Raw genomic sequence first — 21,516 nt, 5'->3', positions numbered from 1 at the left:
TTGCTCGCGAGCGCCCTTCTCAAAATAACGTCACGCCGTCGGACGAGCCGGGCAAGCCGGCTCGCCGGCCGCCGTGACGAGTCCTGGATTTGCCGAGGCAAATCCAGGCCGTCCGCTCACCAAATATGCACGCGCTTTTCGGGCGACAGATACAATTTGTCGGTCGGCTGGATGTTGAACGCCTTGTACCACGGGTCGAAATTGCGGACGACGCCGTTCACCCGGAACATCGCCGGCGAGTGCGGGTCGGTCAGCACTTGCTGACGCAGCCGGTCGTCGCGCGATTTGGATTGCCACGCCTGGGCATAGGCGAGGAAGAAGCGCTGGTCACCGGTCAGCCCGCCGATCACCTTGGCCTTGCCGTGCTTGGCCTGGTACAATTGATACGCCTCATAGGCATTCTCGATACCGCTCAAGTCGCCGATATTCTCGCCCAGCGTCAGCTTGCCGTTGACCTTGACGCCAGCGACCGGCTCGTACGTGTCGTACTGCGCGGACAGCGCGGCGGTGTGCTCCGAATAGGCCTTCTTCGCCGCCGGGGTCCACCAATTCTCGAACTTGCCGGTCGGGCCGAACTGGCTGCCCTGATCGTCGAAGCCGTGACCCATTTCGTGCCCGATGATCGCGCCGATCGCGCCATAGTTCACCGCCGGATCGGCGTTCGGGTCGAAATAGGGCGGCTGCAGGATCGCCGCCGGGAAGGTGATCTGGTTGGCCAGCGGGTTGTAATAGGCGTTCACGGTCTGCGGCGTCATGCCCCACAGGGTGCGGTCGACCGGCTTGGCAAAGCGCGTCAGTTCGAGTTGGTGCTGGAACTCGCCCGAGTGCATCACATTGCCGAGCAAATCGCCGCGATCGACCGACAGAGACGAATAGTCGATATATTTGTCGGGATGGCCGATCCGCGGTTCGAACGCCTGCAACTTGACCAGCGCGGCCTTGCGCGTCGCATCGTCCATCCACGCCGCGCTCGAAATGCGTTCGTGATAGGCGGTGCGCAAATTCTCGATCAACTCGGCCATCTTGGCCTGACTGGCGGCCGGATAGTAACGCTTGACGTAAAGCTGGCCGACCGCCTCGCCGAGCGCACCGTTCATCAACTGGACGCCGCGTTTCCAGCGGTCGCGCTTGACCTGAACGCCACCCAAAGTCTTCGAATAGAAACCGAACTGCGCGTCGTCGAACGCCTTGGGCAGGAACGTCGCGTGATCGCTGACGAAGTGATAGGCGACATAGTCCTTCCACGTCTGAAGCGGGGTCGCGACCATGATCTTGCCCATCGCGGTCAGCGCGGTGTTGTTGGTCATCAGCACGGTCGGCGTGTTGTCGAGGCCCGCGGTCTTGAGCATCAGCGCCCAATCGACCTCGGGCGCCTTGGCCTTCAGCCCGGCGAGCGTCTCGGGATCGTTGAGCTTGGCGATGTCGCGGCTCTGTTCGGGCGACCATTGTTCCTTGGCCATCGCGGTTTCGAGCGCGAAGATGGCATCGGCCTTGGCGCCCGCGTCGGGAATGCCGGCGAGCTCCTGCATCTGCTTGATGTACGCCTTGTACGCGGTGCGGAAGCCTTCGTATTTCGCGCCCGGCAGCAGATAGTAATCGCGCGGCATGCCGAGCCCGCTCTGCCCGACGGCGACGGTGTAGTGCGTCGGATCCGCCAGGTTCGGGATGATCCCGACGTCGATCGGCGACGTATAGCCGGTGGTCGCGAACAGCGTCTGCAGTCCGGTCAGGTCGTTCACCGCCGCGATCTTCGCGAGATAGGGCTTGAGCGGCGCGGTGCCCTTGGCCTCGATTCCCGCCTCGTCCATCCAGCTGGCGTAGAAATCGCCGACCTGCTTGCCGGTCGCGCCATACGCTGCGGGGTTGGCCGCCATGTCGGTCAGGATCGTGCGGACATTGGCCTCGGCCTCATCCGACAGAATGTTGCCGTAACCGACGCCGCCCTTGTCGGCGGGGATCGGGGTGCGCTTGGCCCAAGCGCCGTTGGCATAGGTCCAGAAATCGTCGCCCGGCTTGACGGTCTTGTCCGCCGCGGTCAGGTCGATGCCGAACGTGCCGTACCGTGCCTTGGTAACTTGCGCGACCGTCGGAATCGCGATCGCCAGCGCGGCGACGCCCAGCATCGCCCGAGTCAAAACCTTGGTTTTCATCGAAAATCTCTCCGCACACTTGTGTGTTACGTCGCTATAGCGGCACGGCTGGGCGCGTGCAATCGACACGAATCAAGTTTCGTGCGACGAAAAATACGATGTCCGTAGCCCGCAAAATCCGCACCCTCGCCACCACAGGCTGGCGCCGTCAGGCGATGGTCGCCGAGGCATGTGGGGCGATGCTGGCGGCGCGGGTCACGCTGGCGATCCATCCGTTCTCGCGCGTGTCGAAATCGCTCGGCGACTTCACCCGGCCCGACGATCCGCGCGCCACCGATCATGCCGCGCCGACCGATGAGGCCGATGCCGCGACCGCGCGCGCGGTGCGCTGGGCGATCCGCGCCTCGGCGCCGTTCCTGCCGTTCCGCACGGTCTGCCTGCAACAAGCGATGGCGGCTCGGGTGATGCTAAAGCGGCGCGGGATCGCCAGCGTGATGCATTTCGGCGCGCCCGCCGAAGGCGAGCGACCGATCGACGCGCACGCCTGGCTCGACGCCGCGGGGATCAAGGTGACGGGCTATCCGCTCCCCGATGGGATGCAGGAGATCGCCTGTTTCGTGGGGCCGCCGGCCCCTAGCGCCGAATGATCTCCTGAACGCGACTGGGCAGGAGCTCGACCTGAAACGGCTTCGACAGGAGAAACATCCCCTTCTCCAGCCGTCCGCCGCCGACCACAGCATTCTCGGCATAGCCGGTGATGAACAGCACCTTGAGGTCGGGGCGGCTCACCCGCGCCGCGTCGGCGACTTGCCGGCCGTTCATCCCGCCGGGCAAGCCGACATCGGTGATCAGCAAATCGATCCTGGCATTCGATTCGAGGATGCGAAGCCCGGTCGGGCCGTCGGGCGCCTCGATCACCGCATATCCCGCTTCGGTCAGCACTTCGCCGGCAAGCATCCGGATCGTCGGCTCGTCGTCGATCAGCAGCACGACTTCGCCGTCTCCGACGGGCTCCGACGACATGGACGAATTTGCTTCGTCTTCCGATACCGCCTCTTCGTCGTGACGCGGCAGGTAGATGCACATCGTCGTGCCTTGGCCGACCTCCGAATAGATCCTGACTTGCCCGCCCGATTGGCGCGCGAAGCCGTAGATCATCGACAGCCCCAGCCCGGTGCCCTGCCCGAGCGGCTTGGTTGTAAAGAAGGGCTCGAACGCCTTGGCGACGATGTCGGGGGCCATCCCCGTGCCCGTATCGCTCACGCAGATCGAGACGTATTGGCCGACCGGCAGATCCTGTTGGCGCGCCGTGCGCTCGTCGAGCCACTTGTTCGCGGTCTCGATCGTCAGCCTGCCGCCATCGGGCATGGCATCGCGCGCGTTGATGCTGAGATTCAGGATGGCGTTTTCGAGCTGGTTTGGATCGACCAGGGTCGGCCACAGCCCGCCTGCACCGACGACCTCGACTCGAACGCTCGGGCCCACGGTTCGTTGGATAAGGTCCTGAAGGTCGTTGATCAGACGGTTGATGTTGGTCGGACGCGGATCGAGCGGTTGGCGGCGCGAAAAGGCAAGCAGGCGGTGCGTCAGCGCTGCGGCGCGTTTAACCGCTCCCTGCGCCGCGAGCAGATAGCGGTCGAAGTCGCCGGTCCGGCCCTGCGCCATGCGGACCTGCATCATCTCGAGACTGCCGCCGATGCCAGTCAGCAGATTGTTGAAGTCGTGCGCGAGGCCCCCGGTCAATTGACCGACCGCTTCCATCTTTTGCGATTGGCGAAGCTGTTCCTCGATGCCGCGTTTCTCGGTCAGGTCGCGAGTCACCTTGGCGAACCCGATCAGTTCGCCATCGTCGTTGCGGATCGAATCGATGATCACGCTGGCCCAGAAACGCGATCCGTCCTTGCGCAGCCGCCACCCTTCGGTCTCGAAGCGGCCTTCGCTCGCGGCTGTCTCCAGCGCAATGCGCGGTATTTCCGCCGCCCGATCCTCATCGGTATAGAATCGGGAAAAATGTTCTCCCATGATTTCGTCGGCTGTGTAGCCCTTGAAGCGTTCCGCCCCGGCGTTCCAACTGCTCACGCGCCCGTCGGGATCGAGCAGATAGATCGCATAATCGGTCACGCTTTGGACGAGCATGCGAAAGCGTTCTTCACTCGCGCGAAGCTCCTGCTCCGCCGCGCGCCGCTCGGTGAGGTCGCGCGTTACCTTGGCATAGCCGATCAGATTGCCGGCATTATCTCGGACCGGGTCGATCACCACGTTCGCCCAGAAGGTCGTTCCGTCCTTGCGGACGCGCCAGCCTTCGGCTTCGAACCGGCCTTCGCGTTCGGCGGTTTCCAGCGCGATCCGGGGGATTTCCTTGGCGCGCTCCTCCGCGGTGTAGAACCGCGAAAAATGCTCGCCGATTATCTCGTCGGGTTCATATCCCTTGAACCGCCGGGCGCCAGCGTTCCAGCTCGTCACGCGACCCTGCAGGTCGAGCATGTAGATCGCGTAATCGGTAACGCTTTGGACAAGGAGTTCGAATTTGTTGCCGGTACTCGAGGGATGTTCGGATCCTGCCATGCCCTCTTTCTGCACTCGTCGCTTCGTACCTAAACAGCGGGCAGCGCTAACCGTTCCCGCTCCATAACGAATTATCGGGGACTATCCGACCCTGTTCGCCACCAGATCGTCGACCACCGCCGGGTCGGCCAGGGTCGAGGTATCCCCCAGGCTCGACACGTCGCCTTCCGCGATTTTGCGCAGGATGCGCCGCATGATCTTGCCCGACCGCGTCTTGGGCAGGCTGGGCGCGAACTGGATCGCATCGGGCGAGGCGATCGGCCCGATTTCCGTGCGCACCCATTGGATCAGCTCGCCGTGCAGCTCCGCGGTCGCGATCTCGTCGGCGTTGAGCGTGACATAGGCGTAGATGCCCTGCCCCTTGATGTCGTGCGGGAAGCCGACCACCGCGGCCTCGGCGACCTTGGGATGGAGCACCAGCGCCGATTCGACCTCGGCGGTGCCCATGCGGTGGCCCGACACGTTGATCACGTCGTCCACGCGGCCGGTGATCCAGTAATAGCCGTCCGCGTCGCGGCGGCAGCCGTCGCCGGTGAAATACTTGCCCTTGTAGGTGGTGAAATAGGTCTGGAAGAAGCGCTCGTGGTCACCCCACACGCTGCGCATCTGGCCCGGCCACGAACGCGCGATGACGAGGTTGCCCTCGCACGCGCCGTTCTGCACGACGCCGTCGGCATCGACGATCTGCGGATCGACGCCCGGAAACGGAAACGTTGCGCTACCGGGCTTCAAGTCGGTTGCTCCGGGGAGCGGCGTGATCATGTGCCCGCCGGTCTCGGTCTGCCACCAGGTGTCGACGATCGGGCAGCGGCCTTCGCCGACCACGTCGTGATACCAGCGCCATGCCTCGGGATTGATCGGCTCGCCGACCGTGCCGAGCAGCTTCAGCGTCGCGCGGCTGGTCGCGGTAACGAAGGCATCGCCCTCTTTCATCAGCGCGCGCAACGCGGTCGGCGCGGTGTAGAGAATCTCGACCTGATGCCGGTCGCACACTTGCCAGATGCGGCTGGCGTCGGGCCAGTTGGGGACGCCTTCGTACATCAGCGACGTGGCGCCGTTCGCGAGCGGGCCGTAGAGGATGTAGCTGTGCCCGGTGACCCAGCCGATATCGGCCGCGCACCAGTATATTTGCCCGGGCCGGTAATCGAAGGTCAGTTCGTGGCTGAGGCTGACCCAGACGAGATAGCCGCCGGTGGTGTGGAGCACACCCTTGGGCTTACCGGTGGATCCGCTGGTGTAGAGGATAAACAACGGATCTTCGGCTGACATTGGCTCAGGCCGGCAACCAGGCGCCGCGGCCGCGAGCAGATCGTGATACCAATGGTCGCCCGCGTCCATCGTCACGTCGCCGCCGGTCGCCCGGACGACGATCACCGTCTCCAGCCCCGGCGCGAGTTTGCGCGCGGCATCGACATTGGCCTTGAGCGGGACTTTTCTGCCTCCGCGCCGCCCTTCGTCGGCGGTGATGACGACGGTCGATCCGCAATCCTCGATCCGTCCGGCCAGCGCCTCGGGCGAGAAGCCGCCGAACACCACCGAATGGATCGCGCCGATCCGCGCGCAAGCGAGCAACGCGACCGCGGCTTCGGGGATCATCGGCAGGTAGATCGTCACGCGATCGCCCTTAGTGACGCCGCGATCCTTCAACGCGTTGGCGAAACGGCACACCTCGGCGTGGAGCTGGCGATAGGTGATCCGCTTCGGCGTCTCAGCCGGATCGTCGGGTTCCCAGATCAGCGCGACGGTGTCGCCGTTCTTGGCGAGGTGCCGGTCGAGGCAATTGGCCGACACGTTGAGGATGCCGTCGGCGAACCAGGTGATGCGGAAATCGGCCTTGTCGAACGACCAGTCGCCGGCGATTTCGGGCCGCTTGATCCAGTCGAGCCGCTTGGCCTGTTCGAGCCAGAAGCTGCCCGGGTCGGCGAGCGACCGGCCGTATAACTTCTCATAGCCCGCGCGCGTCACCTTGGCGCGCTTCGCCCAATCGGCGGGGACCGGATAGAGCGACTGGTCGGACATCGGCTTTTCCTCCGTGCGAAAAACGATGATGGCGGGTGATGCGGGCGCTTGGCAAGCGGCGTCGGTGCGGGCAGCATACGGCCAAGGGGGATTCGATGAGCGACGCGACAACCGATCGGCCGATGCACCACGGCGCACCGGCGCACGCGCTGGAGCGGCTGGTGTTCTTTTCGGACGCGGTGTTCGCGATCTCGATCACGCTCTTGGTGATCGAGCTCAAATTCCCGCATCTGCCACGCGACGCCAGCGACCGCGATTTCCTCGTCACATTAATCAACATGACGCCGCAGTTCATCGGCTTCTTCGTATCGTTCTTCGTCATCGGCGCGTTCTGGAACGGACACCACCGCGCGTTCGATTGCGCGCGGCACTGGTCGCCCAAATTGGTGATGCCCAATCTCTTTTTGTTGCTGTCGGTCGCGGGCATGCCGTTCTTCACCGCGCTGGTCAGTGCCTATTATGGCAAGCTGGTGCCCGCGGCGGCATACTGCTTCTGGCTGCTGTTCGTGGCGGTGTGCAATCTGTGGAACAACAGCATGGCGGTGGCACGACCCGTCGCCGCCGACGATCTCGATCCCGAATATGCCGCGCTGATCCGGCGGCGCGGCTGGGCGGTGCTGCTCGGGACGGCAACGGCGCTGGCGTTTTGCTTCGTCAACCCATGGTTCGGCCAGCCCGCGCTGATGTCGATGCCGGTATGGCGCAAGATACTCGACCTGCTCCACCGCCGCGGGGTGATCCAGAAGGTCTGAGCTATTGCGTCGCCAGCCGGTCGATCCACAGCGTCGCGACTGGTTTGGCCCGGCTCAACAGGAACAGCGCGCCGAACACGATCATCCAGCCGATCACATCGCCCATGACCGCGAGAAAGACCGCGACGATCGCGGCGGCGACCAACGCTAGCACCGCGCCACCGAGCTGTTGCTCCGCCGCCATTCCCAACGCCAGCGTGCGCGGCCCCTTCGCATCGTACCAGCGTGCGGTAGTCAGCAACAGCCGGCCGTCGCCGTCGCGCGCGCCGCCGGCGACCGTCTCGGCGACGCTTCGCAGCGCGCCGGGTGGCTCGGCGATCATCGATTGCGCGGTGGCGTAGCGCGATGGCGGCGGCGCCACCGGCGCAACAGGTTCGGCGAGCGGTTGTTCGTCCATATACGGCTCGTCCAGCACCATCGGCGGCGTATCATCCGTCCGGGACTCTGAAGCCATGTCGGGCAACAAGTCCCTTGCCGTCAGCGGCGCGCCGCCGACCGCCGAATCGAGCACCACCAGCCGCCCGCCGCGTTCGACCACGCGATAGCGCGACGGCGGCGGCTGCATCGTCAGCCGAACCGTTGCTTGAGGCCGAGCATCGCCAGCGCCGCGCGCGCCGCGCCGCCACCCTTGTCGGCCTGTGCGGGATCGGCGCGATAGATCGCCTGCGCCTCGTTCTCGGTCGTCAGGATGCCGTTGCCGATCGCGATCCCGTCCATCGTCAATGCCATGATCCCGCGCGCGCTTTCGTTCGACACGATCTCGAAATGATAGGTCTCGCCGCGAATGACCACGCCGAGTGCGACGAACGCGTCGTAGCGCCCGGCTTCCGCCGCCAGCGCGATCGCGCCGGGGGCTTCGAGCGCGCCGGGGACGGTCACCGTCTCGTGGATATGCCCCGCTTCCTCGATCGCGGCGCGCGCACCGGCCAACAGCATATCGTTCAAATGGTCGTAGAACCGCGCCTCGACGATCAGCACGCGCGCCATCAGTTGCCGCCGCCGCTGATCGCGCGCTCGCCGACGATCGACAGGCCGTAGCCGTCGAGCGCGACGAGCGTGTGGTGGGTGTTGGTCAGCAGGATCATGTCCTCGACCCCCAATTCGGTCAGAATCTGCGCGCCGACGCCGTAATCGCGTATTTCATCGCCCGGCGGGCCGCCCGCCTTGCGCTCCAGCGCCTGGCTGAACCCGCCCGCGCCGCTCGGCGACAGCAACACGACGACGCCCGATCCGGCCTCGCCGATCAACTCCATCGACCGCGGGAGCAAGCCGCCACGCGTGCCCTCTTCGCCGAACATGTCGGCGAACACGTTCATCGCGTGCATGCGGACCAGCGTCGGCTTGTCGGGATCGATCCGGCCCTTGATCAACGCGATCTGCTCGGTCCCGGTCGCCTTGTTGTAATAGGTCCGCGCGGTCCAGTCGCCGCCCCAGCGGCTGATGAACTTCGCCTCGGCGCGGCGCTCGACGAGGTGGTCGTGCTGGCGGCGATACGCGATCAAGTCGCGGATCGTGCCGATCTTGAGCCGGTGCTGGTCGGCGAACGCGACGAGGTCGTCCATCCGCGCCATCGTCCCGTCGTCCTTCATGATCTCGCAGATCACGCCCGACGGGTTCAAACCGGCCAGCCGCGACACGTCGACCGCCGCCTCGGTATGGCCGGCGCGGACCAGCACGCCGCCGTCGCGCGCGACTAGCGGGAAGACGTGACCGGGAGTGACGATGTCCGCCTTGTGCTTGGCGGCATCGATCGCGACCGACACAGTGCGCGCGCGATCGTGTGCGGAGATGCCGGTGGTGACGCCCTCGCGTGCTTCGATCGAGACGGTGAAGGCGGTTTCGTGCCGCGTGCCGTTGTGACGGCTCATCAGCTCGAGCCCGAGGCTGTCGATGCGGTCCTTGGTCATCGCGAGGCAGATCAGCCCGCGGCCGTGCTTGGCCATGAAGTTGATCGCGTCGGGGGTCGCCATTTGCGCGGGGACGATCAAGTCGCCCTCATTCTCGCGGTCCTCGTCGTCGACCAGGATGAACATCCGGCCGTTGCGTGCTTCCTCGATGATCTCCTCGATCGGGACCAGCGCGGGGCGTTTCTCGCGCAGCGTCAGATACGATTCGAGCTTCTTCAGCGTGTCGGCGGTGGGGTTCCATTCCTGCTCGTCCAGGCTGCGCAGCGAATTGGCGTGGAGCCCGGCGGCGCGGGCAAGACCGGAGCGGGAAATCCCGCCCGTGGCGACGAGATCGCGGACGCGATCGATCAGCATGGTGCTCATGATCCGCCGATTATCACACTGCAATGTGATTTGCCAAGCCAGCAATCACATGAACGCGCAAGGTGCCGACCGAAATTTACCGAAGCTCGCGCATGTGACACCATGAAAAGGACGTTCTTCATTGTCTTGTTGACCTTGCAATGTGAATCGTGGGTGTCAGACGAAATCCAACATTGCCAGTTCTAAATCCTCCCCGGGACGGGGAGGAGGCAGCGCGTAGCGCTGACGGAGGGGGCGGGCCGCAAGCGGTGCGCTCGCGGCCCAGCACTATCTGTTAGCGAGCGACTGCATTCGGCTGAGATAGCGCGCGAGCACGTCGATCTCGATATTGACCGCCTGCCCGACCGCCAGCGCGCCGAGCGTCGTCACCGCCTGGGTGTGCGGGATCACATTGACGGTGAACTCGGTGCCCTGCGGTCCGTCGGTGACGGCATTGACGGTAAGCGACACGCCATCGACCGTCACCGATCCCTTGGCGGCGATGTATGGCGCCAGGTCGCCCACGACGCGGAACGCGATGACGCGCGAATCGCCCGAGGGCTCGGCACGCACGACTTCTGCGACGCCATCGATATGGCCGGTGACGATATGCCCGCCCAACTCGTCGCCCAGCTTCATCGCGCGCTCGAGGTTGAGCTTGCGCCCCTGGCTCCACTGCCCCTGCGCGGTGCGCGCGACGGTTTCGCCCGACACATCCACGGTGAACCAGCCCGGACCCTTATCGATCACGGTCAGGCACACGCCCGAGCACGAAATCGACGCGCCGAGATCGACCGTCGCGGTGTCGTAGGCAGTCGCGACGCGGACGCGCAGGTCGCCGCGTCGTTCGACGCGCTCGATCGTGCCGATATCGGTGATGATGCCGGTGAACATTAACGGGTCCGTTCGTATTCTTCGAACACGTCGATGCCCAACATCCGCCGGTCGCGCAACCGCCAGCGACCGTGCGTGTCGGCGAGACCGGTCAAGCCGATATCGCCAAGCGCGGGCTTGCCGCCCCCGATCAGGATCGGGGCGCGGTAGAGGAGGAGGCGATCGACCAGGTTCGCCGCCAGAAAGGCCGAAGCGGTTTGTGCGCCACCTTCGATGAGGAGGTGGTCGATGCCGGTAAGGTCAGCGATGGCCGCTGGCGAAGCGACCCACTCCCAATCGTCATCCCCGCGAAAGCGGGGACCCAGCTTACCTCCTCCGCCTAGCAACAAAGAAGCTGAGCCCCCGCTTTCGCGGGGGTGACGGGAGGAAAGGAGGAGGCGGCGGGGCGATCGATCCGCCAGCCCATCCAACCGCACATCGAGTGTCGGCGCATCCGCCTCCCACGTCCCCCGCCCGACAAGGATCGCCTCATGCCGCGAGCGTTCGAGATGCGCGTGCGCCCGCGCGGGCGCGCCGGTGATCCATTGGCTCTCGCCCGAGGCGAGCGCGATGCAGCCGTCGAGCGAGGTTGCGAGCTTGAGTGTGACATAGGGGCGTTCGTGCGCCTGCCGCGTCAGGAACCCCGCCATCGAGCGTCGCGCTTCCGCCTCGCCCGGCCCGGTTTCGACGGCGATCCCGGCGGCGCGCAGCCGGTCGTGACCCTTGCCATCGGTGCGCGGGTCGGGATCGCCGAGCGCCGCAACCACGCTCGCGACCCCCGCCTCGACCAGCAAGCCGCTGCACGCGGGCCCGCGCGGACTGGCATGCGCGCACGGCTCGAGCGTGGTGTAGACGGTCGCGCCGCGCGCCGCCGCACCCGCCTCGGCCAGCGCCATCGCTTCGGCGTGCGGGCGCCCGCCCGGCTGGGTCCAGCCACGCCCGACGACGCGGCCCCCGTTCACGATCACGCAGCCGACATTGGGGTTGGGCGCGGTCCGCCCGCGGCCACGCTCGGCGAGCGCCAGTGCGGCGCCCATCCATCGCGCGTCGGCGGTCAGATGCCGAACTTCTTCATCTGATCGCTGACGCGCTTGTACTCGGCGCGCTTCTTGGCCTCGAACTCGGCCTCCTTCGCGTCCTGAATCTTCTTCTGCGCCATGTCGATCTTCTGCTGCGCGATGATTTCCGCATCGGTGCGGTCGGCGCGCCATGACTGGACGTAGATGATCTCGGGTGGCTTATACAGTTTCTCGACGTGCGACCCGAGCACGAAGCCGACGACAATTAACGTGCAGATGATCAGCGCCGCGAACAGGAAGATGATCTCGTGCCGCCCGCGCGACGCTAGATAGCGGCGCAAGTCGCCGACCGCGCGCAATGGATTGAATCGGATCAGAACGGCCATGCGGCCAAGATAGGGGCGGGGCCGGTGCGAGACCAGCCCCGCCGTCCTTGTCGGACGATTGGGCCTCCGCCCAATCGCTGCGGTGCCGGGCCGGTACCGCTTCTCGCGGAGAGGCGAGCAGGAAAACTCCCTATTGATCGTCCTGAAGCACGAACCGCAGGCTCATCGTCTTCCATTGCTCGATCGGCGTCCCGTCGCTGGTCGCCGGCTTGAAGCGCCACTTGGTCAGCGCCTGGTTCTGCGCGGCGGCGAAGAAGGCGTCGCTGGCGGCGGCGATGCGCTCGACTTGCTTGACCCGCCCGTCGGCGCCGATCAGCACGCGGATCACCACCCGGCCGCTATTGCCGCCGCGGATTTCCGACGCCGGATAGGGCGGCTGCAGCGCGTTGGCATAGCGCGGGTCGTAACTCGCACCGACAAGCACCGGCTTCGCGATCGGCGGCGGCGTGACGGCGGTGCCGTTCCCGACTTCGGGGAGCAGCGGGATGATCGTACCCAGGTCGGTGGTGGTGGTCAGCGTGTTGTCGGTCGTCAGGCGCGTATCGACCCGCGGAACGTACGTCGTTTCATTGACCGGGGTTTGCGGATCGGGCTTGACCCTGGGCTTGACGATCGGCGGCGGATCCTTGGGCAGCGGGATGTTCCTGACCTCGATCGGGCCGTCGATGATCCGGATGATGCTGGCCGCGTGGGTCGATATGATCAGCCCCGCGATCGGCAGCACGGTCATCGCCAGCGCCAGCGTCATGCTGCCCGGCTTGAAGCTGCGATCGGCAGCGAATTGGTTCGCATACATACGCCGTATCCTCTCTCCTTGCCTCGACGTCAGCCGCCGAGTCTGTGTTATGATACAACGTTACATATGGTTCCGCAAGAAAAGATGAATCAGGCCGCGGCGAGGCGTTCGAGAGCGCGGTTGCGGCCGATCAGCGGGAGCAAGGCGGCCATATCGGGCCCGTGGTCGCGGCCGGTCAGCGCGCGGCGCAGCGGCAGGAAGAGCGGCTTGCCCTTGCGGCCGGTCTCGTCCTTCAGCGCCGCGGTGAGCGCGTGCCATGGGTCACCCGCCCAATCGATCTCGCCGGCGACGCGATGCGCGGCGGCGAGGAAATCGTGGTCGTCGGGGTCAGAAGTGGCAGTGACCGGCCCCTCGACGACATGCCACCAGTCGGCAGCGTCGGCGATCGTCGAGAGGTTGGGGCGAATCGCTTCCCATCCCGCGCGGTCCATGCCCGCGGGCAACCGACCGGCCACCGAGTCGTAGTCGAGTTGGTGGACGATCCGCGCGTTGACTTGCGCCAGCTCGGCCTCGTCGAACCGCGCCGGCGCGCGCCCGAACCGCGCGAAATCGAACGCGGCGATCAGCGGCGCGGGATCGGCGACGGGCTCGACCGGATCGCTCGTCCCGATCCGCGCGAGCAACGCGACGATCGCCTGCGGCTCGATCCCTTCGGCGCGGAAGTGCTCGGCGCTGAGCGAGCCGAGCCGCTTCGACAATTTCCCTTCCGCCCCGGTCAGCAGCGCGGCGTGCGCGAAGGTCGGGACGGCTGCGTCCATCGCCTCGAACATCTGGATCTGCAACGCGTTGTTCGACACGTGATCCTCGCCGCGCACGACATGGCTGATGCCCAGGTCGATATCGTCGATCGCCGAGGGCAGCATGTAGAGCCACGAGCCGTCGGCGCGGCGAATGACGGGATCGCTCATCGCCGCCGCGTCGAACCGCTGATGGCCGCGGATCAGATCGTCCCATTCGATCGCCCCGAGATCGAGCTTGAAGCGCCAGTGCGGGCGCACGCCCTCCGCCTCGAACTTCGTGCGATCGGCATCGCCCAACGCGAGGGCGGCGCGGTCGTAGATCGGCGGCAGCCCGCGCCCCAATTGCACCTTGCGCTTGAGGTCGAGTTCCTGCGCGGTCTCGTACGCGGGATAGACTCGGCCGGCGGCGCGCAACTTTTCGAACTGCGCCTCGTACAGGCCGAACCGTTCGGACTGCCGCGCCTCGGCATCGGGGGTCAGGCCGAGCCAGGCGAGATCGGCACGGATCGATGTGACGAAACGCTCCTCGCTGCGCTCGCGGTCGGTATCGTCGATCCGCAGCACGAACCGCCCGCCGGTCGCCCGCGCGTACATCCAGCTGAGGATCGCGGTGCGGATATTGCCAACGTGCAGATTGCCGGTCGGGCTGGGGGCGAAGCGAGTAACGGTCATGCCGCTCCCTTAGCGGCAGGAAATCATGGGCGCGACCGCCAATCCGGCGTAGAGGCGGGAACGACGTGCCCCTCCCTCTTGTTGATAGCGGCCACGCAGAAAGATTTTCGTGCCCCAACCGACCGCCTATCTCAACGCCATCGGCACCGCGGTGCCTGAGCATGACGCGCACCACGCCTTCCTCGACTGGGCGACGCCCAGGATCGCCGATCCGCGGCTCGCCAAAGTGTTCGGGCGGATGGTCGCGCGGTCGGGGATCGAGCATCGCTGGACTGTGTTGCCCGAAGCGCCCGGCGGCGGATCGCCGGTGGCGCCGGGCGGGTTTTACGAGAATGGCTTCATGCCGGGCACCGGCGCGCGGATGGCGCTTTATGCCGAGGAAGCCCCGACGCTGAGCATCGTGGCAATCGACCGGCTGGCTGAGCAAGTCGATCTACACGGCATCACGCACCTGGTGGTGGCGAGCTGTACCGGGTTCGTCGCGCCCGGGATCGACCAGATCGTCGCCGCGCGGATCGGCCTATCGCCCAGCGTCGAGCGGCTGCTGGTCGGCTTCATGGGGTGTTACGCCGCGGTCGCCGCGCTGAGGAGCGCGCGGCATATCGTGCGGTCGGAGCCGGGCGCGCGCGCGCTGGTGGTGTGCGTCGAATTGTGCACGCTCCATTTGCAGGACACCGCCGAGATCGAGCCGCTGCTCGCGATGCTCCAGTTCGGCGACGGCGCGGCGGCGGCGCTGGTCACGAGCGATCCGGCTGGCTTCGCGCTCGAAGCGCCGTTCGCGACCACGCTCCCCGATTCGGCGGGGCTGATCCGCTGGGACATCACCGACCAAGGCTTTGCAATGCATTTGTCGGGCGAAGTGCCGGGGCGGATCGCCGCGGGGCTCGCTGATCCCGCCTTCGCCGCTGCCGCATTGGGCGGCCGCCAGGTCGAGGAGATCGACGGCTGGGCGGTGCATGCCGGCGGACGATCGATCCTCGACGCGGTCGAAAGCGCGTACCATTTGCCGCAAGGCGCGCTCTGGGCGTCGCGCGAGACGCTCAACGACAACGGCAACATGTCGTCGGCGACGCTGATGTTTACGCTGGCGAAAATGCTCGCTACGCCGCCGGTCGAGCATGGCGTGGCGCTGGCGTTCGGGCCGGGGCTGGCCGCCGAGGGATTCGGGTTTCGGAGCGCCGCGTGAGCTTGGCGGAGCGCGCCATCGCCGAAGAGTTGATGGACGCCGACGACCTCGACGCATCGACCTATGCCGCGGTGGTCGGCGATCTCGCCAAGGTCAATGTCGTGACGATGGCGCGGCGGCCGACCTTGAGTTTCGTGCGGCGGGCGTTGGGCGAACGAAAAGCCTTCAAATTGCTCGATGTCGGGTTCGGTGACGGCGACATGCTGCGCACGATCGCGCGCTGGGCGGAAAAACGCGGGATCGAGGCGGAACTGGTCGGGGTCGATCTCAATCCACGAAGCGAACTCGCGGCGAAAGAGCATACCCCCAGCGGCATGCACATCCGCTGGATCACCGGCGACTATGCCGATCTCGCGGGCCAGCGCTGGGACATGGTAATCTCCAGCCTGGTCGCGCACCACATGACGCACGACCAGCTCGTCGCTTTCCTGCGCTTCATGGACCGCGAAAGCACGTTGGGGTGGCTGGTCAACGACCTTCACCGCCACGGTTTTGCGCATTGGGGCTTTCCGATCCTCGCGCGCATCTTCGGATGGCACCGTATCGTGCGGCACGACGGAGCGCTGTCGATCGCGCGGTCGTATCGCCCCGCCGAATGGCCGCCGATCCTCGCCGAGGCCGGAGTATCCGACGCGCGCGTCTATCGCGCTTTTCCGTTCCGCCTATGCGTTGAAAAGATTTGCGTCGAACGCCTGCGCTGATCGTCGGCGGCGGGCCGGCGGGCGCCGCGGCGGCGCTGCTGCTCGCTCGCGCCCGCGCGCCGCATTTGCTGATCGAGCGCACCCGCGAAACCGGCGACGCACTGTGCGGCGGGTTCCTCAGCTGGCGGACGCTGGAAACGCTCGAAGGCATCGGCATCCGCCGCGGCGCTCTCAATCGCGACGATATCCGGCGGCTGCGATTGTTCGCCGGCAAGCACAAAGCCGAGACGTGGCTTCCGCGTCCCGCGCTCGCCGTATCGCGATGGCGGCTCGATACGCTGATGATCGAGCATGCCGTCACGGCCGGAGCGGCGGTCGAGCGTGGGGTGGCGGTGCGCAGCGCAGAAGATCGCACCGTGCGGTTGGCCGATGACAGTGAAATCGCCGCCGACGCGCTGTTCCTCGCCACCGGCAAGCACGATTTGCGCGGCCTCGCGCGGCCGGTCGCGGTCGAGGATGACCCGACATTGGGATTGCGCGTCCGGCTCGGCCCGTCCGATGCGCTCGACCGGCTGGTCGGCGGGACGATCGAATTGCATTTGTTCGACCGCGGCTATGCCGGGCTCGCGCGGCAGGAGGACGGCACGGTCAATTGCTGCATGGCGGTGCATCGATCGCGGCTGAGCGAGGCGGGATCGCCCGATGCGTTGCTCGACGCGCTCGGGCGTGAATCGCCACGGCTCGGCGACCGCCTAACGTATCGCGTGAGCGGTGCGCCCGTCGATGCGGTCGCCAACGTCCCGTATGGCTGGCGCGCCGAGGATACCCGGCCCGGTATCTTCCGCCTCGGCGATCAGGGCGCGTGCATTCCCAGTCTGGCTGGCGAAGGCATGGGGATCGCGATCGAAAGCGGATTGCGCGCCGCGACCGCGTATCTGCGCGGCGGCCCCGACGCGGCGCTAGCCTATCAGCAGCGCCTAACCGCCGACCTCTCCCGTCCGTTCGCCGTGACGCGCACGATCCGCCGCGCCGCCGAGACGCGGGGTTGGGCAAGCGCGCTGACCTGGGCGGTACGGCTCGCACCGCAATTGGCCGGAATCGCCGCGCACCTGACCCGCATCAATCACATCGCGCTTGACGCCTGACCCGCGCGTCACGACATCTCGGGGTATGGATCATCTCACCCTGCCCGAGTCCGAATGGCGCCAGCGCCTGACCCCCGAGCAATATCACGTGCTGCGCGAAGCCGGCACCGAACGCGCCTTTGCCGGCATCTACAACGACAACAAGGCGGATGGCATTTATCACTGCGCCGCGTGCGATCTCGACCTGTTCGACAGCGCCGACAAATACGATTCGGGATCGGGCTGGCCGAGCTTCACGCAACCGATCGCGCCCGATCACGTCACCGACCATAGCGACGTCAGCCACGGCATGACTCGCACCGAAAGCCGCTGCGCGCGGTGCGACAGCCATTTGGGGCACGTCTTCCCCGATGGTCCGCCGCCAACCGGCCTCAGGTATTGCATGAATTCCATCAGCCTCGACTTCAAACCGAGGGCTTAGTTAACCCCGGCTTGTCGAGAGTCCGCTAACCCGGTATCGCCGCTTCCGTGGCGCGCGCTTCCACTCGTATCGTACCCAAATGGCGGCGCTGGCTCGTGCTGGCGCTGCGCGTTACCGGCATCGCCTTCGTTCTGGCGTTTCTGGCGCTGGTCATCGCCGTCTATGTGACCCGCGGGCAACTCCCCAGCTTCGACGAGCTCAAATCCTCGCCCAACGGCCAGATGATCCGCGTGCTCGCCGCCGACGGCACGCCGATCGTCAATCTCGGGCCGAGCTACGGCGAGTGGCTGACCTACGACCAGATTCCGCAAGTCATGAAGGACGCGATGGTCGCGGTCGAGGATCGCCGCTTCCGCAGCCATTGGGGTGTCGACCCGATCGGCGTCGCGCGATCGTTCGAGGTGCGACTCAAGGAAGGGCATTGGACGCAGGGGGGGTCGACCATCACCCAGCAGCTCGCGCGGAACATCTTTCTGTCGTCGACCAAGCAGTTCGGCCGCAAGTTCCGCGAGGGTATCCTGGCGCTGGCAATGGAGCGCAAGTTTACCAAGGACCAGGTGCTCGAACTGTACCTCAACAAGGTCTATTTCGGCGGCGGCGCGTACGGGATCGACGCCGCGAGCCGCAAATTCTTCGGCCATGGCGCCGATCACCTGACGCTGGACGAAGCCGCGATCATCGCCGGGCTGGTCAAGGCACCGTCGCATTATTCGCCGACCGCCGACGCCGAGGCCGCGGTCGGCCGCGCCGGGGTGGTGATCGGGCTGATGAAGGAAACCGGCAAGATCACCGCTGCGGAAGCGGCGGCCGCCAATCCCAAGGCGGTCAAGCTCGCACCCGAGCCGAACCAGAACAGCGTGCGCTATTTCACCGACTGGGCGCTGCCCCAGCTCGAGAATCTGATCGACGAGCCGAGCCGCCCGCTCGAAGTGTGGACGACGATCGACATCAAGATGCAGGCGGCGGGCGACAATGCGATCCGCGCCAACGCGCCGGGCAACGCGCAGGGCGCGCTGATCAGCCTCGACCGCGACGGCGCCGTCCGCGCGATGGTCGGCGGCAAGGATTACGTCACGTCGAACTACAACCGCTCGATCACCGCGCTCCGCCAGCCGGGATCGTCGTTCAAATTGTTCGTCTATCTGGCCGCGCTCGAGGCCGGCAAGCGGCCGAGCGATCAGGTCGTCGACGAGCCGGTGACGATCCAGGGCTGGAGCCCGCGCAACTCGTCGGGCCGCAATGCCGGCGCGATGGATCTGCGCACCGCGTTTGCCTATTCGGTCAACACCGTCGCGGCGAAACTGGGCGAGGAAGTCGGTTTCTCGACCGTCGCCGACATGGCGCGACGCTTCGGCATCTCGACCCCGATCCAGGTTGTCCCATCGATGGTGCTGGGATCGAACGACGTCCGCGTGATCGACATGACTCGCGCCTTCGCATCGGTCGCCAACAAGGGTGTTGCCGTCACCCCGTACGGCATCACCAAGGTCACTTCGATGGGCGAGACGATCTACACGCACGAAGTCGACCGCAGCCATGTGCTGGTCGCGCCGTACGTCGCGCAGGAAATGACCGATTTGCTCCAGACCGCGGTCAACACCGGCACCGGCCGCGCCGCGCAGATCGGCCGGCCGGTCGCGGGCAAGACCGGGACGACCACGTCGAACAAGGACGGCTGGTTCATCGGCTTCTCGTCGGGGCTGACCACTGGCGTGTGGATGGGCCGCGACGACGCCAAGGTCGTGCCGGGGCTTCAGGGCGGCACCGCACCAGCGCGCGCCTTCGCCGCGTTCATGAAGATCGCCACGGCGGGCCGCCCGGTCGAGCAATTCGACACCGCGGTGACCTTGCCCGATCTCGCGCTCGATAATGAGGAAGGGTTCGGCGCGCCCGACAACGGCGTGTTCGTCGATCCCGACGGCAATCCGATACCCCCGGATCAGATCGCCCCCGACGAGCCGCCAACGGGTGGCGGCGACGCCGGCTTACCGCCAAGTTCCGAGAACGACGCGCCGCAGACCGCGCCCGATGGGCCGCCCAAGCAGAGCGACCGGCTCGACAAGAAATGGCTCGACCGCGTGACCGGCGGGGATACCGGTAACGGCAAGGCACCGCCGCGCACCCCGCCGCCCGACCGCTCAGCCCCGGCCGACCGTCCGCGCGACGTTCAGGAACGCCGCCCCAGCCAGTGAAGCTCTGCGCCGTGGCGCCGCAGCCATGCGCGCGCTGGCGCCGGATCGGCGCCGTACAATTCGCGCAACGCCGCATAGAAAGCGGGCGAGTGGTTCATGTGGAGCCGGTGTGCGACTTCGTGCGCAACGGTCGCGCGGCGGACATGCGGCGGCGCGCAGATCAGCCGCCAGTTATAGCGGATCGCGCCGCTGGAGGCGCAGCTTCCCCAGCGCGCCTTGGCGTCGGCGACCGAGACACGGGTGATGGTGACGCCGGCCTTGGCAGCGTATTCGGCGGTTTCGTCGGACAGGACGGCCAGCGCGCGGCGCTTCAGCCAGGATTCGATGCGGCGGGGGAGGCCTTCGAGCGGGCCGCCACAGACCAACCTGTCGTCACCCCGGACTTGATCCGGGGTCCATGTCCGGGAAACGGTATGCTCGTTGCTCGGGTGGGACATGGATGCCGGATCAAGTCCGGCATGACGAACCAGGGTGATCGTTCTGGATCGCGCTTCGTCCCAATCGATAAGCGTATCCCCGCCCTCGACCGGAATCACCGCCCCCGGCGCGAACGGTCGCGCTTGGGGCAGCCGCACGCGCTGCGCCTCGATCCAGCCGCGTTGCTCGTCGGCCCACGCCATCGCGCGCTTCAACGACGCGCGCGGCGGCAACGTCAGCCGCACACGCCCGCTTGCCGCATCGACCGACAACCGCATCCGCCGCGACCGCGCGTTGCGCACGATGTCGATATCGAGGCTCACAGCGTGCGATCGACCAGGTGGAATTCGAGCTCCCCCGCATCGTCCTCGCTGACCGTCCAGCCGCGCGTCGATTCACCCGCGCGGTGCACCGCCTCACGGTCGCCGCTCACCAGATAATGCCAGTCGGGCAGCTTTTCGCCATTGGCGCGCAACCGGTACGCGCACGTCGAGGGCAGCCAGTCGGTGGTAAAGGCGTTGACGGCATCCAGCCGGACGCAATCGGGCACATAGGTGCGCCGGTTCTTGTAATCCTTGCACTGCGCAGTGCGGCGATCGAGCAACTTGCACGCGACGTTGGTCGGATACAGCTCACCGGTCTGGTCGTCCTCCAACTTGTGCAGGCAGCATTTGCCGCAGCCGTCGCACAACGCCTCCCACTGGCCGCGGTCGAGCTCGGCCAAGGTCTTGGTTTCCCAGAATCGGTCGGTGGTCATTTGACCCAGCGCTTGATCTCGTCGGCGGTCGCGTCGGCGCCCTGATCGGTGGGCAGCAACGCGATCGGCTTGTTGTCGGGATCCATCAGATAGGCGGCGTTGGAATGTTCGACCAGATAGCCGCCATTCGGCGTCGGCTTGTCCTTGGCGGCAAACACGCCGTACTCGCGCGCGACCGTCTTGATCGCCGTGACGCTGCCGGTCAGTCCGACGAAGCGCGGGTAGAAGGCGCGGACGAACTGCTTGATCACCGCGGGCGTGTCGCGTTCGGGATCGACCGTGACGAACACGGGCACGACCTTGGCCGAGACCACCGGATCGCTCTTGTCGAGGTTCCGCATCGCCGCGCCGATGGTCTGCGCGGTGGTCGGGCACACGTCGGGGCAATAGGTATAGCCGAAATACATGATGCGGTATTTGCCCGTAAAGCTGCGGTCGGTGGCGGGCTTGCCATCCTGGTCGGTCAGCGCGAAGGGGCCCCCGATCTTCGCCCCGGCGAGCGGTGGTGGCGCGGCCGGGGTCGGCGAGCAGGCGGCCAGCGCCAGCGCCAAAACGATCGTAGCTGGGGAGAAATTCATCGCGGCGTCAGCCTTGAT

21 protein-coding genes are annotated in these 21,516 nt (G+C 66.3%); 7 read left to right on the top strand and 14 right to left on the bottom strand.

The features are described from left to right. Positions 1 to 116 precede the first annotated feature (116 nt). Positions 117 to 2,150 (bottom strand): M13 family metallopeptidase, encoded by a 2,034-nt coding sequence (locus JWM94_RS10385; protein WP_299426117.1) that lies wholly within the window; start codon positions 2,148 to 2,150, stop codon positions 117 to 119. Positions 2,151 to 2,248: 98 nt separating this feature from the next. On the opposite strand from JWM94_RS10385, the gene JWM94_RS10380 reads away from it, so the two are divergent. After that, positions 2,249 to 2,737, top strand: a complete 489-nt coding sequence (locus JWM94_RS10380; RefSeq protein WP_299426113.1) for a lasso peptide biosynthesis B2 protein — start codon at positions 2,249 to 2,251, stop codon at positions 2,735 to 2,737. On the opposite strand, the gene JWM94_RS10375 is transcribed toward JWM94_RS10380, so the two are convergent. Next, the gene (locus JWM94_RS10375) at positions 2,724 to 4,655 is read right to left on the bottom strand and encodes a PAS domain-containing sensor histidine kinase (protein ID WP_299426110.1); all 1,932 of its coding nucleotides are present in this window, start codon (positions 4,653 to 4,655) and stop codon (positions 2,724 to 2,726) included. The genes JWM94_RS10380 and JWM94_RS10375 overlap by 14 nt on opposite strands. Positions 4,656 to 4,736: 81 nt before the next feature. Beyond that, entirely contained in the window at positions 4,737 to 6,674 is a 1,938-nt protein-coding gene (gene acs / locus JWM94_RS10370; protein WP_299426107.1) for an acetate--CoA ligase, read from the bottom strand. Positions 6,675 to 6,769: 95 nt separating this feature from the next. Between acs and JWM94_RS10365 the strand changes: the two genes are divergently transcribed. Further along, positions 6,770 to 7,426 (top strand): TMEM175 family protein, encoded by a 657-nt coding sequence (locus JWM94_RS10365; protein WP_299426104.1) that lies wholly within the window; start codon positions 6,770 to 6,772, stop codon positions 7,424 to 7,426. A 1-nt stretch (position 7,427) separates the two neighbouring features. Here the strand turns inward: JWM94_RS10365 and JWM94_RS10360 are convergent, their stop codons facing one another. The 8 genes from JWM94_RS10360 to JWM94_RS10325 all read right to left on the bottom strand — a co-directional run bounded on the left by JWM94_RS10360 (position 7,428) and on the right by JWM94_RS10325 (position 14,161). Continuing rightward, a complete protein-coding gene (locus JWM94_RS10360; protein ID WP_299426100.1) occupies positions 7,428 to 7,991 on the bottom strand; it encodes a hypothetical protein in 564 nt (187 codons plus the stop codon). Between the two features lie 2 nt (positions 7,992 to 7,993). After that, a complete protein-coding gene (gene ribH / locus JWM94_RS10355) occupies positions 7,994 to 8,413 on the bottom strand; it encodes a 6,7-dimethyl-8-ribityllumazine synthase (RefSeq protein ID WP_299426097.1) in 420 nt (139 codons plus the stop codon). Further along, positions 8,413 to 9,696, bottom strand: coding sequence for a 3,4-dihydroxy-2-butanone-4-phosphate synthase (gene ribB, locus JWM94_RS10350; RefSeq protein WP_299426094.1), 1,284 nt, complete (start codon positions 9,694 to 9,696; stop codon positions 8,413 to 8,415). The genes ribH and ribB overlap by 1 nt, the downstream gene beginning before the upstream one ends. 267 nt (positions 9,697 to 9,963) lie before the next feature. After that, on the bottom strand, positions 9,964 to 10,569 hold the full coding sequence (locus JWM94_RS10345) for a riboflavin synthase (protein WP_299426091.1): 606 nt from the start codon (positions 10,567 to 10,569) through the stop codon (positions 9,964 to 9,966). Further along, complete coding sequence (gene ribD, locus JWM94_RS10340) at positions 10,569 to 11,606, bottom strand: bifunctional diaminohydroxyphosphoribosylaminopyrimidine deaminase/5-amino-6-(5-phosphoribosylamino)uracil reductase RibD (protein WP_367185883.1); 1,038 nt, start codon at positions 11,604 to 11,606, stop codon at positions 10,569 to 10,571. The genes JWM94_RS10345 and ribD overlap by 1 nt, the downstream gene beginning before the upstream one ends. Continuing rightward, positions 11,603 to 11,953, bottom strand: a complete 351-nt coding sequence (locus JWM94_RS10335) for a hypothetical protein (RefSeq protein ID WP_299426085.1) — start codon at positions 11,951 to 11,953, stop codon at positions 11,603 to 11,605. The genes ribD and JWM94_RS10335 overlap by 4 nt, the downstream gene beginning before the upstream one ends. A gap of 130 nt (positions 11,954 to 12,083) precedes the next feature. Beyond that, complete coding sequence (locus tag JWM94_RS10330) at positions 12,084 to 12,749, bottom strand: TonB family protein (RefSeq protein WP_299426082.1); 666 nt, start codon at positions 12,747 to 12,749, stop codon at positions 12,084 to 12,086. Positions 12,750 to 12,838: 89 nt separating this feature from the next. Further along, on the bottom strand, positions 12,839 to 14,161 hold the full coding sequence (locus JWM94_RS10325; protein WP_299426079.1) for a glutamate--tRNA ligase: 1,323 nt from the start codon (positions 14,159 to 14,161) through the stop codon (positions 12,839 to 12,841). A gap of 109 nt (positions 14,162 to 14,270) precedes the next feature. Between JWM94_RS10325 and JWM94_RS10320 the strand changes: the two genes are divergently transcribed. From JWM94_RS10320 to JWM94_RS10300, 5 genes are all read left to right on the top strand, one after another. Beyond that, positions 14,271 to 15,347, top strand: coding sequence for a type III polyketide synthase (locus JWM94_RS10320; RefSeq protein WP_299426074.1), 1,077 nt, complete (start codon positions 14,271 to 14,273; stop codon positions 15,345 to 15,347). After that, positions 15,344 to 16,048, top strand: a complete 705-nt coding sequence (locus JWM94_RS10315; protein WP_299426072.1) for a methyltransferase domain-containing protein — start codon at positions 15,344 to 15,346, stop codon at positions 16,046 to 16,048. The genes JWM94_RS10320 and JWM94_RS10315 overlap by 4 nt, the downstream gene beginning before the upstream one ends. Continuing rightward, positions 16,027 to 17,133 (top strand): FAD-dependent monooxygenase, encoded by a 1,107-nt coding sequence (locus JWM94_RS10310; RefSeq protein ID WP_299426069.1) that lies wholly within the window; start codon positions 16,027 to 16,029, stop codon positions 17,131 to 17,133. The genes JWM94_RS10315 and JWM94_RS10310 overlap by 22 nt, the downstream gene beginning before the upstream one ends. Before the next feature lie 25 nt (positions 17,134 to 17,158). Further along, complete coding sequence (msrB, locus tag JWM94_RS10305) at positions 17,159 to 17,554, top strand: peptide-methionine (R)-S-oxide reductase MsrB (protein WP_299426066.1); 396 nt, start codon at positions 17,159 to 17,161, stop codon at positions 17,552 to 17,554. A gap of 95 nt (positions 17,555 to 17,649) precedes the next feature. Further along, positions 17,650 to 19,746: a transglycosylase domain-containing protein gene (locus JWM94_RS10300; RefSeq protein ID WP_299426169.1), complete on the top strand. Its 2,097-nt coding sequence runs from the start codon at positions 17,650 to 17,652 to the stop codon at positions 19,744 to 19,746. On the opposite strand, the gene JWM94_RS10295 is transcribed toward JWM94_RS10300, so the two are convergent. The 3 genes from JWM94_RS10295 to JWM94_RS10285 are packed head-to-tail and all read right to left on the bottom strand — an operon-like array spanning position 19,722 to position 21,498. Next, positions 19,722 to 20,486 (bottom strand): M48 family metallopeptidase, encoded by a 765-nt coding sequence (locus JWM94_RS10295; RefSeq protein ID WP_299426062.1) that lies wholly within the window; start codon positions 20,484 to 20,486, stop codon positions 19,722 to 19,724. The genes JWM94_RS10300 and JWM94_RS10295 overlap by 25 nt on opposite strands. Further along, positions 20,483 to 20,920, bottom strand: coding sequence for a YcgN family cysteine cluster protein (locus JWM94_RS10290; protein WP_299426059.1), 438 nt, complete (start codon positions 20,918 to 20,920; stop codon positions 20,483 to 20,485). The genes JWM94_RS10295 and JWM94_RS10290 overlap by 4 nt, the downstream gene beginning before the upstream one ends. Continuing rightward, positions 20,917 to 21,498, bottom strand: coding sequence for an SCO family protein (locus JWM94_RS10285; RefSeq protein ID WP_299426056.1), 582 nt, complete (start codon positions 21,496 to 21,498; stop codon positions 20,917 to 20,919). Before JWM94_RS10285 ends, JWM94_RS10290 begins: the two co-directional genes overlap by 4 nt. Positions 21,499 to 21,516 lie beyond the last annotated feature (18 nt).

It is taken from the genome of Sphingomonas bacterium, assembly GCF_028289855.1.
Classification (GTDB): domain Bacteria; phylum Pseudomonadota; class Alphaproteobacteria; order Sphingomonadales; family Sphingomonadaceae; genus Sphingomonas.
The sequence above is the reverse complement of the archived record's forward strand: the minus strand, read 5'-3'. Positions and strand labels throughout refer to the sequence as shown.

Coding starts and splice junctions, on each gene's coding strand:
- JWM94_RS10335 (WP_299426085.1), bottom strand. CDS start 11,953: ATGGCCGTTCTGATCCGATTCAATCCATTGCGCGCGGTCGGCGACTTG.
- JWM94_RS10290 (WP_299426059.1), bottom strand. CDS start 20,920: ATGACCACCGACCGATTCTGGGAAACCAAGACCTTGGCCGAGCTCGAC.
- JWM94_RS10385 (WP_299426117.1), bottom strand. CDS start 2,150: ATGAAAACCAAGGTTTTGACTCGGGCGATGCTGGGCGTCGCCGCGCTG.
- ribH (WP_299426097.1), bottom strand. CDS start 8,413: ATGGCGCGCGTGCTGATCGTCGAGGCGCGGTTCTACGACCATTTGAAC.
- JWM94_RS10345 (WP_299426091.1), bottom strand. CDS start 10,569: ATGTTCACCGGCATCATCACCGATATCGGCACGATCGAGCGCGTCGAA.
- JWM94_RS10375 (WP_299426110.1), bottom strand. CDS start 4,655: ATGGCAGGATCCGAACATCCCTCGAGTACCGGCAACAAATTCGAACTC.
- ribB (WP_299426094.1), bottom strand. CDS start 9,696: ATGAGCACCATGCTGATCGATCGCGTCCGCGATCTCGTCGCCACGGGC.
- JWM94_RS10330 (WP_299426082.1), bottom strand. CDS start 12,749: ATGTATGCGAACCAATTCGCTGCCGATCGCAGCTTCAAGCCGGGCAGC.
- JWM94_RS10360 (WP_299426100.1), bottom strand. CDS start 7,991: ATGCAGCCGCCGCCGTCGCGCTATCGCGTGGTCGAACGCGGCGGGCGG.
- JWM94_RS10380 (WP_299426113.1), top strand. CDS start 2,249: ATGTCCGTAGCCCGCAAAATCCGCACCCTCGCCACCACAGGCTGGCGC.
- msrB (WP_299426066.1), top strand. CDS start 17,159: ATGGATCATCTCACCCTGCCCGAGTCCGAATGGCGCCAGCGCCTGACC.
- JWM94_RS10285 (WP_299426056.1), bottom strand. CDS start 21,498: ATGAATTTCTCCCCAGCTACGATCGTTTTGGCGCTGGCGCTGGCCGCC.
- JWM94_RS10365 (WP_299426104.1), top strand. CDS start 6,770: ATGAGCGACGCGACAACCGATCGGCCGATGCACCACGGCGCACCGGCG.
- acs (WP_299426107.1), bottom strand. CDS start 6,674: ATGTCCGACCAGTCGCTCTATCCGGTCCCCGCCGATTGGGCGAAGCGC.
- JWM94_RS10325 (WP_299426079.1), bottom strand. CDS start 14,161: ATGACCGTTACTCGCTTCGCCCCCAGCCCGACCGGCAATCTGCACGTT.